Source organism: Eleftheria terrae, assembly GCF_030419005.1.
Lineage (GTDB): Bacteria > Pseudomonadota > Gammaproteobacteria > Burkholderiales > Burkholderiaceae_C > Caldimonas > Caldimonas terrae.
Window position 1 is genome coordinate 1,573,957 of the sequence record NZ_CP106951.1, and the last position, 13,079, is coordinate 1,587,035.

The following is a 13,079-nucleotide window of genomic DNA, read 5'->3' on the forward strand; positions in this document are numbered from 1 at the left end:
GACTTCATGGACTTGAGCGACAACCCCGCCATCGACTCCCTGCTCGGCGAAGCCGCCGCCGCGCCGGGCGACCTGCCAGCGCCCGCCGGTGCCGAACCGCGCCGCGACCTGGGCCGCATGATGCGCAAGATCCCCGTCACGCTGACCCTGGAAGTGGGCAGCGCGCGTGTTTCGCTACAGGACCTGGCCGACATCCGCGCCGACAGCGTGGTCGAGCTCGACACGCTGGCCGGCGAGCCGCTGGTGATCAAGGTCAACGGCACCACCATCGGCCGTGCCGAGGTGGTGGTAGCCGGCGACAACTACGCACTGAAGGTCGTCGAGCTGAGCAGCGACCTCGACCTGGGCAGCCTGGCGCAATGAAGCTGAAGGCCCGCCTGCCCCTCCTGCTGGCCCTGGGCCTTGCAGCGTTCACGCTGCTGGCGCCCAGCGCGCAGGCGGGCACCATCGAGCTGCTCGGCCAGGCCGGCCCCGGCGGCGCGACCAACGAGTTCACCGTGAAGACCCAGGTGCTCGTCATCATGACCCTGCTCGGGCTGCTGCCCGCGCTGATGTTGATGATGACCAGCTTCACGCGCTTCGTCATCGTGCTGTCGCTGCTGCGCCAGGCGCTGGGCCTGCAGCAGGGCCTGCCCAACCGCATCGTCACCGGCATTGCGCTGATCCTGACGCTGCTGGTGATGCGGCCGGTCGGCGAGCAGGTCTGGACGCAGGCCTTCGTGCCCTACGACGAGGACCGCATCGGCCTGATGCAGGCCCTCAAGGTGGCCGAGGTGCCGCTGTCGCGCTTCATGCTGGCGCAGACCAGCAAGGCCTCGCTCGCCCAGGTGGGCGGCCTGGCCGGCTCCAAGGTGGCGAAGCCGGAGGACCACCCCTTCACCGTCAAGCTCGCGGCCTTCGTGCTGAGCGAGCTGAAGACCGCGTTCCAGATCGGCTGCATGCTCTTCATCCCCTTCCTGGTGATCGACCTGGTGGTGTCCTCGGTGCTGATGGCGATGGGCATGATGATGCTGTCGCCGCTGGTCATCTCGCTGCCGCTGAAGCTGCTGCTGTTCGTGCTGGTGGACGGCTGGACGCTCACCGTCAACACGCTCGTGACGAGCATACAGGCCTACTGACATGCTGACGCCCGACGTTGCCGTGGACCTGGTGAGCGAGAGCCTGCACATCGTGATGGTGCTGGTGGCCGTGCTGGCCGTGCCCGGCCTGGTGGTGGGCCTGCTGGTGAGCCTGTTCCAGGCCGCCACCCAGATCAACGAGCAGACCCTGAGCTTCCTGCCCCGCCTGCTGGTCACCTTGCTGGTGATCACGCTGGCCGGCGGCTGGATGGCGAGCTGGCTGATGGACTTCTGCGTCTCCATCTTCCAGCGTGCCGCCTCGCTGGTGGGCTGAACCGCATGGAGCTGATGTTCGGCCAGCTGGTGGCGCTGCTGAGCGCCTTGTGGTGGCCCTTCTGCCGCACCATGGCCATGCTGTCGGCCGCGCCGGTGGTGGGCGAGGCGATGGTGCCGGTGGCGCCGCGCGTGCTGCTGTCGCTGGCGCTCGCGGTGGTGCTGCTGCCCGCTGCCCAGCCAGCCTCCGCCATCGACGCCTTCTCGCTGCACGGCGTGGTGGCCACCGTCGAGCAGGCGTTGATCGGCTTTGGCCTGGGGCTCGCCTTTCACCTCACCATGTCGGCGATCACGGTGCTGGGCTACATGGTGTCGTCGCAGATGGGCCTGTCGATGGCCTTGATGAACGACCCGATGAACGGCAGCTCCTCGGACGTAGTGTCCAGCCTGCTCTACATGCTGTGCATCCTGGTCTTCTTCTCGATCGACGGCCACCTGGTGCTCACCGGCGTGCTGGGCGCCAGCTTCAAGGCCTGGCCGGTGGGTGCCGCCGGCATTCCCCTGGCCACGCTGCAGGGCCTGGCGCTCAACGTGGCCTGGGTGTTCTCGGCCGCCATGCTGCTGGCGGTGCCGGTCATCTTCTCGAGCCTGGTGGTGCAGCTGGGCTTCGGCTTCCTGAACCGGGTGGCGCCCTCGCTCAACCTCTATTCGCTCGGCTTTTCGGTGGTGACGCTGTTCGGCCTGCTGGTGCTGTCGCAGATGGTCCGCTTCATTCCCGAGCACTACGTGCGCATGACGCAGCGGGTGCTGCAGATGCTGCACCAGAGCCTGCAGGCAGGAGGCGTGCATGGCTGACGCATCCACCGACGACAAGACCGAAAAGCCCTCGCCACAGAAGCTGCGCAAGTCGCGCGAGCAGGGCCAGGTGGCTCGCTCGCGCGATGTGCCCACGGTGGTCGGCATCCTCATCGCGCTCAAGCTGACGGTGCTGATGCTGCCCGGCTGGCTGGATGACTTCCGCCTGCTCTTCACCCACGGTTTCGCGCAGCTCTCGGGCGACGGCACGCTGGACAACGCCTGGTCCACCGCCTTCACCACCACCCTGCTGCTGCTGGTGAAGATGGTGCTGCCGCTGCTCGCGGTGCCGGCCACGGTGCTCGCAGCCTCGCTGTTTCCGGGCGGCTGGGTGCTGAGCACCGCCAACATGGGTCCCAAGCTGGAGCGCCTGAGCCCGGCCAAGAACCTGGGCCGCCTCGTCAGCGGCAAGCACTGGAGCGACTTCGGCATCTCGCTGCTGAAGGCAGCGCTGATGATCGCGGTGCTGTACCACGTCTCGACCTCCATGCTGGGCGAGCACCTGCGCGCCGCCGCCATGCCGCTGCCGCAGGCGCTACAGCATGCCATGGGCCTGGCACTGGACGGCGTGATGGCGCTTTGCGTGGTGTATGCCGGCTTTGCGCTGCTGGACCTGCCGCTGCAGCGCTTCTTCTTCCTGCAGGGCCTGCGCATGAGCAAGCGCGAGCTGAAGGAAGAGCACAAGACCAGCGAAGGCCGGCCCGAGGTGCGCCAGCGGATCCGCCAGCTGCAGCAGCAGATCGCCCGACGCAGCGTGCGCAAGACCGTGCCCGGCGCCGACGTGGTGATCGTCAACCCCGAGCACTACGCGGTCGCCCTGAAGTACGACGAGGACCGCGCCCAGGCCCCCTTCGTGGTGGCCAAGGGGGTGGACGAGATGGCCCTCTACATCCGCGCGGTCGCCGCCGAGCATGGCGTGGAGGTGGTGAGCCTGCCGCCGCTGGCACGTGCCATCTACAACACCAGCCAGGTGCACCAGCAGATCCCCGCCTCGCTCTACAAGGCCGTCGCCCATGTGCTGGGCTACGTGCTGCAGCTGCAGGCCTTCCGCGGCGGGCGGCGCAAGAGCGCGCCGCAGCTCAGCACCGACCTCGACGTTCCACCGCACCTGACCTGAACGCCAGAAGACCATGAACTACCTGACCCAGGCCGTGGCCGAGTTGCGCCGCCACCGCTTCGCGATCCCGCTGTTCCTGTTCGCCCTGCTCGGCATGGTGATCCTGCCGCTGCCAGGCGTGGTGCTGGACGTGCTGTTCACCTTCAACATCGTGCTGGCGCTGATCGTCATCCTGGTGGCGGTGAGCAGCAAGCGGCCGCTGGACTTCTCGATCTTCCCGACGGTGATCCTCACCACCACGCTGATGCGGCTGTTCCTGAACGTCGCCTCGACGCGGGTGGTGCTGCTCAAGGGGCACGAGGGCACCGACGTGGCCGGCCGCGTCATTGAAGCCTTCGGCCATGTGGTGATCGGCGGCAATTTCGTCGTCGGCCTGGTGGTCTTCGTGATCCTGATGATCATCAACTTCGTCGTCGTGACGAAGGGCGCCGAGCGCATCTCGGAGGTGTCGGCCCGCTTCACGCTGGACGCGCTGCCCGGCAAGCAGATGGCCATCGATGCCGACCTGAACGCCGGCCTCATCAACCAGGAGAAGGCCCAGTCGCGGCGCCGCGAGGTGGCGGCCGAGGCCGACTTCTACGGCGCGATGGACGGCGCCTCCAAGTTCGTGCGGGGCGACGCGATCGCCGGCATCCTGATCCTGGTGATCAACATGGTCGGCGGTGTCGCCATCGGCGCGCTGATGCACGACCTGTCCTTCGCCGACGCCTTCCGGCAGTACGCGCTGCTGACCATCGGCGACGGCCTGGTGGCCCAGATCCCCGCACTGCTGCTGTCGGCGGCGGCCGCGGTCATCGTCACCCGCGTCAGTGACTCGGGCAACTTCGAGCAGCAGGTGGCCACCCAGCTGCTGGCCTCGCCCAGCGTGCTCTACAGCGCCGCCGGCCTGATGATGGCGCTGGCCGCCATCCCGGGCATGCCGTGGCTGACCTTCCTGTGCTTCGCGGTGGTGCTGGCCTTCGTCGGCTGGCGCATGTCGCAACGGCCGGTGCAGCCGGCCAGCGAGGAGCTGTCCGCGGTGCAGGCCGCCGTGCTTACCGAGTGGGTCCCCGAGCTGGACTGGAAGAGCCTGCCGGTGGTGGAGCCGCTGTCGCTGTCGGTCGGCTACAAGCTGGTGGGCTTGATCGATCCGGCCCAGGGCGCCCCGCTGAGCAAGCGGGTGCAGGGCCTGCGCCAGACCATGAGCGAATCCCTCGGCCTGGTGCTGCCGGTCATCGGCCTGCGTGACGACCTGACCCTCAAGCCGTCGCAATACGCCGTGCTGATGGGCGGCAGCATCATCGCCGAGGCCGAGGTGCATGCCGACCGCCTGATGGCCCTGCCCTCGCCCCAGGTGTGGGGTCAGCTCGACGGCATCCCCGGCATCGAGCCGGCCTACGGCCTGCCGGTGACCTGGATCGCGCCGCAGGACAAGGCGCACGCCCTGGGCCTGGGCTACCAAGTGGTGGAACCGCAGAGCGTCATCGCCACCCACCTGTCCAAGGTCATCCGCGAGCACCTGCCCGAGCTGCTGCGCCACGAGGACGTGCCGGCGCTGCTGGAGCGGCTGACCGCCCTGGCCCCCAAGCTGGCGGCGGCGCTGGAGAAGGTGCTCACCCACAGCCAGCTGCTGAAGGTGTTCCGCGCGCTGCTGGCCGAGAACGTGCCGCTGAAGGACATCGTGCCGATTGCCACCACGCTGCTGGACAGCGCGGAAACCACCAAGGACCCGATCCTGCTGGCCGCGGAAGTACGCTGCACCCTGCGCCGCGAGATCGTCTCGCAGCTGTGCGGCCGCGCGCCGGAGATGAAGGTCTTCAGCCTGAGCGCCGAGCTGGAGAACATGCTGCTGGGCTCCCTGAACCAGGCCCGCCAGGCCGGCAAGGTGGCACTCGACAACTACCCGGTGGACCCGCAGCTGCTGTCGCAACTGCAGCTCAACCTGCCGGCGGCCTGCGAACAGATGAAGCAGCAGTCGCTGCCGCCCCTGTTGCTGGTGATGCCGCAGATCCGCCCGCTGCTGGCCCGCTATGCCCGCCTGTTCGCGCCGGGCATGAGCGTGCTCTCGTACAACGAGATCCCCGAGCGCCGCGAGATCAGCATCGTCGGCACGCTGGGCTGAGGCCGGGGCCGATGCCGGGCCCGGCTCACCCGTTGCGGAACAGGAAGCTGTAGGCATTCAGCGCCGGCACCCCGCCGAGGTGGACGTACAGCACCCGTGAGCCGGCCGGGAACTCGCCGCGACGCACCTTGTCGATGAGCCCCTGCATCGACTTGCCCTCGTAGACGGGGTCGGTCAGCATGCCCTCCTGCCGCGCACACAGGCGGATCGCCTCCAGCGTCCCTTCGCTCGGCAGGCCGTAGGCCGGGCCGCCGTAGCGGGTGTCGAGCACCACGTCCGCGGCCTCGATCTCGCGGCCCAGCTCCACCAGCGCCGCCGTGTGCCGCGCGATGCGCACGATCTGGGCGTGGGTGGCCTCGGGCTTGGCCGAGGCATCGATGCCGATGACGCGCTGCGCGCGGCCGTCGGCCGCGAAGCCCACCACCATGCCCGCCTGCGTGCTGCCCGTCACCGAGCAGACCACGATGTAGTCGAAGCGCCAGCCCTGCGCGGCTTCCTGTTGCCGCAGCTCCTCCGCAAAGCCCACGTAGCCGAGCCCGCCCAGAGGATGCTCCGAGCAGCCGGCCGGAATGGCAAACGGCCGGCCGCCCGCCTGCCGCACCTCCTGGAGCGCCTGCTGCCAGCTGGGCCGGATACCGATGTCGAAGCCGGCGCTGTCCAGCCGCACGTCGGCGCCAAGGATGCGCGACATCTCGATGTTGCCGACCCGGTCGTAGACCGCATCGACATGGTCCACCCAGTGCTCCTGCACCAGCACGCATTTCATGCCCAGGTGGGCGGCCACCGCCGCCACCTGCCGCGTCTGGTTGGACTGGATGCCGCCGATCGAGACCAGCGTGTCGCAGCCCTGCGCCACTGCCTCGGGGACCAGGTATTCGAGCTTGCGCGTCTTGTTGCCGCCGAAGGCCAGCCCGCTGTTGCAGTCGTCGCGCTTGGCGAACAGCTCCACCTGGCCGCCCAGGTGGGCGCTCAGGCGTTTCAGCGGGTGGATGGGCGTGGGTCCGAAGGTCAGCGGATGACGGGGGAATCGGGTCAGCTTCATGCGCACTCCAGCAGTCGTGGCCAGGCAGCCGCAAGCGGGGCCGCAGCCGGCCGGGGGACTTCGCCGCACCTCACAGCGCGCGGCGGCTTGCCTGGCCATCGTAGGCAGAGGCGCACGGCCCGGGGTCGCGATACCGGAGGTCGCGCGGACCTGGGCAAAGGCCACCTGCACCACCGCTGCATGGTTGTTTCCCGCCACGGGCGCCCGTGCAGGAGACGTTTCTCTGCCTTCCTCGCTAGGGCCACCACACGGCCAGCGTCCCTCGAACGCACCGGCAATGCCTTCCGCACGTCTCGCAGCGAATGGCGCCATCGCCAGCGCAGGGAGGCGCCACCATGGCGCGTTTCGTCACGGGGGCGGGTTTCGGGGTCGCGCTTCCGGCCAGGCTGCACTGCAGCGCGGCAGCCTGCCGGCGGGCCTGTGGCCGGGGAGAGTGACTGAAGCGGCCGGAAATCAGCTTCGGCATTGCCACAGCCCAATCCGCGCCCGATGGCGTCATGCGGTCGATGCCCGGCTTGGTGCTGACCTTGGGACCCGGCGTGCTTCGCCGCCCACGATCAAGCGGCGGTCAAGCTCTCTGGCTACATGAAGCGCCACGTCGGCACCGGCCAGTTCGACGACTTGCCGCTGCGGCCCCTGCAACAGCGACAGCTTGAACCGGCGCAGGCCGAGCAAGCGCGCGGCCTGCCTGGCCCGCGCGACACCCTCACCTTCAGTGTCCCAGGCCGTGCTGGCGACCGCCCGGCTGTCACTGTGAACAGCAGGCGGCCGGAAATGAACCGCCAATGAGGCGTTAATGGCCTGTCAATGACTACAGGTTGCCATTTCCGAGGGTGCGGAAGCATACCGCCGCAATTCGATGCACCTTGTATCGACCGATGACATCCGGGGGCGATACATCGTCTTGTCCTTGAGACTTTCAGAATGCGCCCTGCCTGGTCCGGGCCCCGGGCACAAGCCGGGGCCTGCCGCCTTCCTCTCCACTCCACTCGGGCGGACGGGCACCAACCTAAGGGGACACATGAAAAAGCTCATTCACACCTCACTCGGTGCCGCGCTGGCGGCCATCGGCCTGGCGGTCGCTTCCGCTGGCGCCGTGGCAGGCGCCGACCATGGCCATGACCTGAACCAGCTGCGGGCGCAGGAGAAGCAGCGGGTGCAGATCTACAAGGCCTGGTTCCCGGACGCGAAGACCGGCCGCAAGGCGGCCATCAGCTTCCACGCCAACCTGCTGGAATCGAACTACGAGCAGGGCTTCCTGGTGCTGGAACTCAACGGCGCGGAAATCGCCAAGCTGCAGCGCTTCGGCTTCCGCATCGAGGCCGCACCCGAGTTCGTGGCCAAGCGCGATGAGTTCGTCAACGCCATCCAGGCCGCGGCCGCCGCACGGCTGAAGAGCGGCATGTCGGCCATGGCTGCCGATGCCGGCATCCAGGCCATCCCCGGCTTCGCCTGCTACCCCACCGTCGAGGAAACCTTCAGCATCGGCGACGGCCTGATCAAGCTGCGGCCCAAGCTGGCCAGCTGGGTCGACATCGGCGACTCCTGGGAGAAGACCAAGGGCCTTGGCGGCTTCGACATGCGGGTGCTCAAGCTCACCAACAGCGCGGTCGGCGGCAGCAAGCCCAAGCTCTTCATCAACGCCGCGATCCACGCCCGCGAGTACGCCACCTCGCCGCTGGTGCTGCACTTCGCACGCTGGCTGGTGGAGTACTACGGCCGCAATGCCGACGCCACCTGGATCATGGACAACACCGAGGTGCACCTGCTGCTGCACACCAACCCCGACGGCCGCAAGAAGGCCGAAGGCGGCGTGCTGTGGCGCAAGAACACCAACACCGCCTACTGCGGCGCCACCAGCGTCGACCGCGGTGCCGACCTGAACCGCAACTTCAGCTTCAGCTGGAACTCCACCGGCGGCGAAGGCTCCAGCGGCGACCAGTGCGACCAGACCTACCGCGGCACCGGCCCGGCCTCGGAGCCCGAGATCAAGGCGGTCGAGAAGTACATCCGCTCGCTGTGGCCCGACCGTCGCGGTCCCGGCCTGGACGATGCCGCCCCGCGCGATACCAGCGGCATCCACCTCGACATCCACAGCTACAGCCAGCTGGTGCTCTGGCCCTGGGGCAACACGCCCGCGCCCTCGGGCAATGCGTCCGACCTGCAGACGCTGGGCCGGCGCTTTGCCTGGTTCAACGGCTACACCCCCACGCAGTCCATCGGCCTGTACCCGACCGACGGCACCAGCGACGGCCCGAGCTACGGTGAGCTCGGCGTGGCGGCCTTCACCTTCGAGCTGGGCACCAGCTTCTTCCAGAGCTGCGCCGACTTCAACAACACCATCAAGCCGGACAACATGAAGGCCCTGGTGTATGCCGCCAAGGTGGTGCGCGCGCCCTACATGCTGCCCTCCGGGCCGGATGTGACCGAGCTGCTGCTGGGTGGCGAGCCGCATGCCAAGCGCATTGCGCGTGGCGAGACGGTGGAGGTGACCGCCACCATCACCGACGTGCGCTTCAACAACACCAACGGCGAGGAACCGACGCAGAACATCACCGGCGCCGATGCCTACATCGGTACCCCGCCGTGGGCGCCCGGCGCGGTGGCGGTGCCGCTGCAGGCGGTGGACGGCCGCTTCAACGACGAGCGGACCGAAGCCGTGCGCGGCGTGCTGCCCACCGGTGACCTGAGCGCCGGCCGGCACATCGTCTACCTGCAGGGCCGCGACGCCTCGGGCCACCGTGGGCCGGTCTCGGCGGTGTTTGTTGACGTGGAAGGCGGCACGCCGCAGGTCATCAACCTGTCGGTGGGGGCCGTGCCGAACGTCGGCACCAGCCATCGCGTGACGCTCAGCTTCAGCGGCGCGGTGGGCAGCAACGTGTCGGTCTACCGCAACGGCACGCTGGTGGGCCAGACCGGCAACGACGGCAGCTATTCCGAGCTGCGCCTGCCGGGCACCTGGACCTACAAGGTGTGCCAGCAGGGTGGTTCCAGCCTCTGCTCTGCCGAGCAGAGCATCACGCTGACGGCACCGGTTCCTGCCATCGCAGCGAAGTGATGCTTGGCGGACGCCCGGTGACGGGCGTTGCCGCAGCACCCATGCAAAAGGCCGGACGCTCACGCGTCCGGCCTTTTTCCTTGGCGTGGCGGCCGTGCCATCAGGCACTGCCGCCGGCCGCAGGCTGGGTGCCCGACGCTTATTGCATCAGCGACAGGACCAGCTGCGACATGCTGTTGCTTTGCTTCAGCATCGAGGTGCTGGCCTGCAGCAGCATCTGCTTGGAGGTCATGTTGGCCGTCTCGGTCGCATAGTCGACGTCCATGATGCGGCCACGCGCGGCTTCGGCGTTGGTGCTCATGTTCGACAGGTTGTTGTGCACGTGGTTCAGGCGGTTGGACGCAGCGCCGAGGGCCGAACGCACGACACCGACCTTGTCCAGCGCGGTGGTGATGGTGCCGATCATGGCGTTGGCGCCGCCACCGGTCAGCTCGGTGCCCGTGGCAGCGGCCGTGTAGTTGGCGCTGACGGCCGCGAAGGCGGTCTCGACATCGCTCAGGCCGGTGGTCACGTCCACCGTCATCGTTTCAGCGGTGGCCGAGCCGATCTGGAAGTTGACGGCCGAGGTCAGCTTGCCGCTGCCGGACTTCATCACGGCTTCGCCACCGAAGGTGGTGTTGGTCATGATGTTGGCGACTTCCAGGCCCAGGGCGTCGAACTCGGCCTGCATCGCGGTCTTGTCGGCAGCGGTGGTCGAGCCGTTGGCGCCTTCGGTGGCCAGGTCCTTCATGCGCAGCAGGATGTTGGTGATCTCGCTGAAGGCGCCTTCGGCGGTCTGCAGCATGGAGATGCCGTTCTGCGTGTTGCGCATCGCCACGGCCATGCCGCGGGTCTGGCCGTTCAGGCGGGTGGCGATCTGCAGGCCCGCAGCGTCGTCCATGGCCGAGTTGATGCGGAAGCCGGTGCCCAGGCGGGTCATCGAGGTCGACAGGGCACCCTGGGTGTGGCTGAGGGCCGACTTGGTGGACAGGGCAGCGGCGTTGGTGTGCAGGCTGAGCATGAGGAACTCCGGTAGGGTTTGTACATCGGGGGGCGCTACAACTGTCATCCCCTCTGCCTGTACAAGGCGGCTACCTGCGCGCTGAACTTAAACAGCCGCCCCGCGCTTTGCTACGAAATGCGGGTGTCGCCGCAAGCAGCCCACCGGAGAGCGCAATAGTGCACAACTGAAGCACGAAGTCGTCTCCCTGCCGGCCCCGCCGCCGCGCTTCGGCGGCCCGCCACCGCGGGCAAACCCGAGGTCGATCGCGCTGCGGAGGCAGCGCAGGGCTTGCCGCTCGCCTGTCCGGGCCACTTGCGGCCCGGACAGGCGTGGCACCCCCATTGCTCATCACGCTGCATGGCGGCTGCAACCCGGCCGCATGGCCCGAGCCGCTGCAGCCGGCCGCGCAGCGCCCCCATTACCCTGGAGCCTCCCATGAGCACCCCGCTTCTCGCCACTGCCACGCCCAAGCACGAACCCGTCTCGCCCAAGGTGCTGCCGGGCCAGCCGGTGGAAGACCCCATCCCGCCCGAGATGTCACCGGACGAAGAAGTCCCGCAACTGCCTCAGCCCGAACCCGAGGCCCTGCTGTCGCGGCGGCACAGCCGGCCCGGCGGCTGACAGAGGCCGGTTGCAGGTGCGCTCCGATACATAGACAACTTGACACGGCAGTGACCCACCCTGCTCGGCTACGCTGCGCGGGCACGCTGCCGCCGCCCGGGCGGCGCGGCCCATACGGAGTCAAGTCAAGATGAAGAAGCAAGGAAAGACGCTGGTCCGCCTGCTGGCGACCGGTCTGCTGGCGCTGGCCGGCTCGGCCCACGCCACGGAGACGCCGCGACCGCTGAAGGTGTTGATCATTTCGATGTTCGAGCCGGAAGCGGCACCATGGATCGACCCCTTCACATTGACCGAGAAGGTGCGGGTGCCCGGCCTTTCGCCGGATGCGCCGGACCTCCGTTGCAACAACGACGGCGTCTGCCTGCTGACCACCGGCATGGGCCATGCCAACGCCGCCGCATCGACGCTGGCCGTGACGCTGGATCCGCGCTTCGACCTGCGCAAGACCTATTTCCTGATCGCCGGCATTGCGGGCATCGACCCGGCACGCGGCACGCTGGGCACCGCCGCCTGGGCGCGCTGGCTGGTGGACGTCGGCATTGCCCATGAGATCGACGCGCGCGAGATGCCACGCCACTGGAACAGCGGCTACTTCGGCATCATGACCAAGGGCCCTGGCGAGAAGCCGAAGTTCGACTACCGGACCGAAGCCTTCCAGCTCGACGAAGCGCTGCTGCAGAAAGCCCTGGCCCTCAGCCGCGACGTGCCACTCGAGGACAGCGCCGAAGCGCGTGCCTATCGCAAGAACTACCGCTGGGCTCCGGCCAACCAGCCGCCGCGGGTGACGCAGTGCGACACCCTGGCCGGCGACACCTGGTGGCACGGCCACCGCCTGGGCCAGCATGCACGCGACTGGACCCGCCTGCTCAGCGACGGCCAGGCCACCTACTGCACCACGCAGCAGGAAGACAACGCGACCTACAACGCCCTGGCCCGTGCGGCCGCTGCCGGCAAGCTGGACCTCAAGCGCCTGGCCGTGCTGCGCACCGCGTCCAACTTCGACCGCCCCTATCCCGGCCAGAGCGCATATGCCTCGCTGATGGCGTCCAGCGGCGGCACCACTGGCGGCTTCGTGCCGGCCACCCGCAACCTGGCCAAGGTGGGCGGCGCTCTCGTGCGCGACATCGTGCAGCGCTGGTCGCTGTGGCAAGACGGGGTGCCGGCGCAATAAGCCGCTGCGCCCCGACCCGGGTGAGGCGCGGGACCGACCCCGGCCGGCTGGACCGGCCTGCGGCCCCGCCTCATCCTGGCATCGCCAACGGAAGCACGGCGCTGCCCGTCGCCTGATGGCGCCTGCCGCGGGTGCTTGCCACCTCGGTCAGCGACGCCCGGCATCGGGCGACGGCAGCGCACCGAGCGCCCTCATGCTGGGCAGCCGCCCGGCCCGGCCCGCCTGCGACAGCGCATGCCGCCGAGGCGCGACGGTGACGACACCCGGCCCTTCAGGTGACAAGTCGATGGGGCAGCCCGATCCAGCGCGGGGCACCGACCGCCAGTCGCCGCATACCACCTGCAGGGGGCCGCTGAAGACCCGAGGAGTCCTGGACGATGAACCTGTGTTCCGTCAACGACGTGCTGGACCGTCTGTCCGAGCTGAGCGGCCGCATGCTGGCCGTGCACGGTTTCCTGCGCGTGGAGTTCGAACATGTCGCCTTATGGCATGTCCCCGAGAAGGAGCGTCGCCGCCGGGAGCCGACATCGCGGCTGGTCCATGACTCCAGCCTCTGGCTGCGGCTCCACAGCGAAGGTCCCGGGCCGGACCGCCATGCACTGCGTGCCTGGCACGGCCACATCGTCACCGCCGTCGGCATCGTCCATCGCCCCCGGTCGTCGCGTGGTTGCGGCCATCTTGCCTGCTGGCCGGCAGAACTGGAGGTGATGTCGATCCAGACGGACAACGGCCCGTTCCCAGGGCAGACGGTGTAGGGCGTGCAGTCCTCGCTGCAAACGGTGACGTGGCCCCTCGCCAGGC

The 13,079-nt window shown here is 68.7% G+C and carries 12 protein-coding genes; 10 read left to right on the forward strand and 2 right to left on the reverse strand.

The window, feature by feature from the left end; all coding sequences use genetic code 11:
- The first annotated feature begins 6 nt into the window (after window positions 1-6).
- The 6 genes from N7L95_RS06925 to N7L95_RS06950 are packed head-to-tail and all read left to right on the forward strand — an operon-like array spanning window position 7 to window position 5,404.
- A complete protein-coding gene (locus N7L95_RS06925; protein WP_301259091.1) occupies window positions 7-363 on the forward strand; it encodes a FliM/FliN family flagellar motor switch protein in 357 nt (118 codons plus the stop codon).
- Window positions 360-1,118: a flagellar type III secretion system pore protein FliP gene (gene fliP / locus N7L95_RS06930; protein WP_301259092.1), complete on the forward strand. Its 759-nt coding sequence runs from the start codon at window positions 360-362 to the stop codon at window positions 1,116-1,118. The genes N7L95_RS06925 and fliP overlap by 4 nt, the downstream gene beginning before the upstream one ends.
- A gap of 1 nt (window position 1,119) precedes the next feature.
- The gene (fliQ, locus tag N7L95_RS06935) at window positions 1,120-1,392 is read left to right on the forward strand and encodes a flagellar biosynthesis protein FliQ (RefSeq protein WP_301259093.1); all 273 of its coding nucleotides are present in this window, start codon (window positions 1,120-1,122) and stop codon (window positions 1,390-1,392) included.
- A gap of 5 nt (window positions 1,393-1,397) precedes the next feature.
- Complete coding sequence (gene fliR, locus N7L95_RS06940) at window positions 1,398-2,186, forward strand: flagellar biosynthetic protein FliR (protein WP_301259094.1); 789 nt, start codon at window positions 1,398-1,400, stop codon at window positions 2,184-2,186.
- A complete protein-coding gene (locus N7L95_RS06945) occupies window positions 2,179-3,303 on the forward strand; it encodes an EscU/YscU/HrcU family type III secretion system export apparatus switch protein (protein WP_301259095.1) in 1,125 nt (374 codons plus the stop codon). Before fliR ends, N7L95_RS06945 begins: the two co-directional genes overlap by 8 nt.
- A 13-nt stretch (window positions 3,304-3,316) precedes the next feature.
- Window positions 3,317-5,404, forward strand: a complete 2,088-nt coding sequence (locus N7L95_RS06950; RefSeq protein ID WP_301259096.1) for a flagellar biosynthesis protein FlhA — start codon at window positions 3,317-3,319, stop codon at window positions 5,402-5,404.
- A gap of 25 nt (window positions 5,405-5,429) precedes the next feature.
- Here N7L95_RS06950 and N7L95_RS06955 read toward each other — a convergent pair whose 3' ends face one another.
- Window positions 5,430-6,446, reverse strand: a complete 1,017-nt coding sequence (locus tag N7L95_RS06955; protein ID WP_301259097.1) for a 1-aminocyclopropane-1-carboxylate deaminase — start codon at window positions 6,444-6,446, stop codon at window positions 5,430-5,432.
- A 1,021-nt stretch (window positions 6,447-7,467) separates the two neighbouring features.
- Between N7L95_RS06955 and N7L95_RS06960 the strand changes: the two genes are divergently transcribed.
- The gene (locus N7L95_RS06960) at window positions 7,468-9,504 is read left to right on the forward strand and encodes a M14 family metallopeptidase (RefSeq protein ID WP_301259098.1); all 2,037 of its coding nucleotides are present in this window, start codon (window positions 7,468-7,470) and stop codon (window positions 9,502-9,504) included.
- A gap of 139 nt (window positions 9,505-9,643) precedes the next feature.
- On the opposite strand, the gene N7L95_RS06965 is transcribed toward N7L95_RS06960, so the two are convergent.
- Window positions 9,644-10,504 carry a flagellin N-terminal helical domain-containing protein gene (locus tag N7L95_RS06965; protein WP_301259099.1) on the reverse strand — a complete coding sequence of 287 codons (861 nt, stop codon included), beginning with the start codon at window positions 10,502-10,504 and terminating at the stop codon, window positions 9,644-9,646.
- A 417-nt stretch (window positions 10,505-10,921) separates the two neighbouring features.
- Between N7L95_RS06965 and N7L95_RS06970 the strand changes: the two genes are divergently transcribed.
- The 3 genes from N7L95_RS06970 (at window position 10,922) to N7L95_RS06980 (ending at window position 13,033) form a co-directional block, all read left to right on the forward strand.
- Window positions 10,922-11,107 carry a hypothetical protein gene (locus N7L95_RS06970; protein WP_301259100.1) on the forward strand — a complete coding sequence of 62 codons (186 nt, stop codon included), beginning with the start codon at window positions 10,922-10,924 and terminating at the stop codon, window positions 11,105-11,107.
- 130 nt (window positions 11,108-11,237) lie between these two features.
- On the forward strand, window positions 11,238-12,278 hold the full coding sequence (locus N7L95_RS06975) for a purine-nucleoside phosphorylase (RefSeq protein ID WP_301259101.1): 1,041 nt from the start codon (window positions 11,238-11,240) through the stop codon (window positions 12,276-12,278).
- Window positions 12,279-12,655: 377 nt separating this feature from the next.
- Complete coding sequence (locus N7L95_RS06980; RefSeq protein WP_301259102.1) at window positions 12,656-13,033, forward strand: hypothetical protein; 378 nt, start codon at window positions 12,656-12,658, stop codon at window positions 13,031-13,033.
- Window positions 13,034-13,079: the final 46 nt, after the last annotated feature.

Bases quoted from the DNA above. Each gene is read 5' to 3' on its own strand.
- N7L95_RS06925 (WP_301259091.1), top strand. From the start codon at position 7: ATGGACTTGAGCGACAACCCCGCCATCGACTCCCTGCTCGGCGAAGCC.
- fliP (WP_301259092.1), top strand. From the start codon at position 360: ATGAAGCTGAAGGCCCGCCTGCCCCTCCTGCTGGCCCTGGGCCTTGCA.
- fliQ (WP_301259093.1), top strand. From the start codon at position 1,120: ATGCTGACGCCCGACGTTGCCGTGGACCTGGTGAGCGAGAGCCTGCAC.
- fliR (WP_301259094.1), top strand. From the start codon at position 1,398: ATGGAGCTGATGTTCGGCCAGCTGGTGGCGCTGCTGAGCGCCTTGTGG.
- N7L95_RS06945 (WP_301259095.1), top strand. From the start codon at position 2,179: ATGGCTGACGCATCCACCGACGACAAGACCGAAAAGCCCTCGCCACAG.
- N7L95_RS06950 (WP_301259096.1), top strand. From the start codon at position 3,317: ATGAACTACCTGACCCAGGCCGTGGCCGAGTTGCGCCGCCACCGCTTC.
- N7L95_RS06955 (WP_301259097.1), bottom strand. From the start codon at position 6,446: ATGAAGCTGACCCGATTCCCCCGTCATCCGCTGACCTTCGGACCCACG.
- N7L95_RS06960 (WP_301259098.1), top strand. From the start codon at position 7,468: ATGAAAAAGCTCATTCACACCTCACTCGGTGCCGCGCTGGCGGCCATC.
- N7L95_RS06965 (WP_301259099.1), bottom strand. From the start codon at position 10,504: ATGCTCAGCCTGCACACCAACGCCGCTGCCCTGTCCACCAAGTCGGCC.
- N7L95_RS06970 (WP_301259100.1), top strand. From the start codon at position 10,922: ATGAGCACCCCGCTTCTCGCCACTGCCACGCCCAAGCACGAACCCGTC.
- N7L95_RS06975 (WP_301259101.1), top strand. From the start codon at position 11,238: ATGAAGAAGCAAGGAAAGACGCTGGTCCGCCTGCTGGCGACCGGTCTG.
- N7L95_RS06980 (WP_301259102.1), top strand. From the start codon at position 12,656: ATGAACCTGTGTTCCGTCAACGACGTGCTGGACCGTCTGTCCGAGCTG.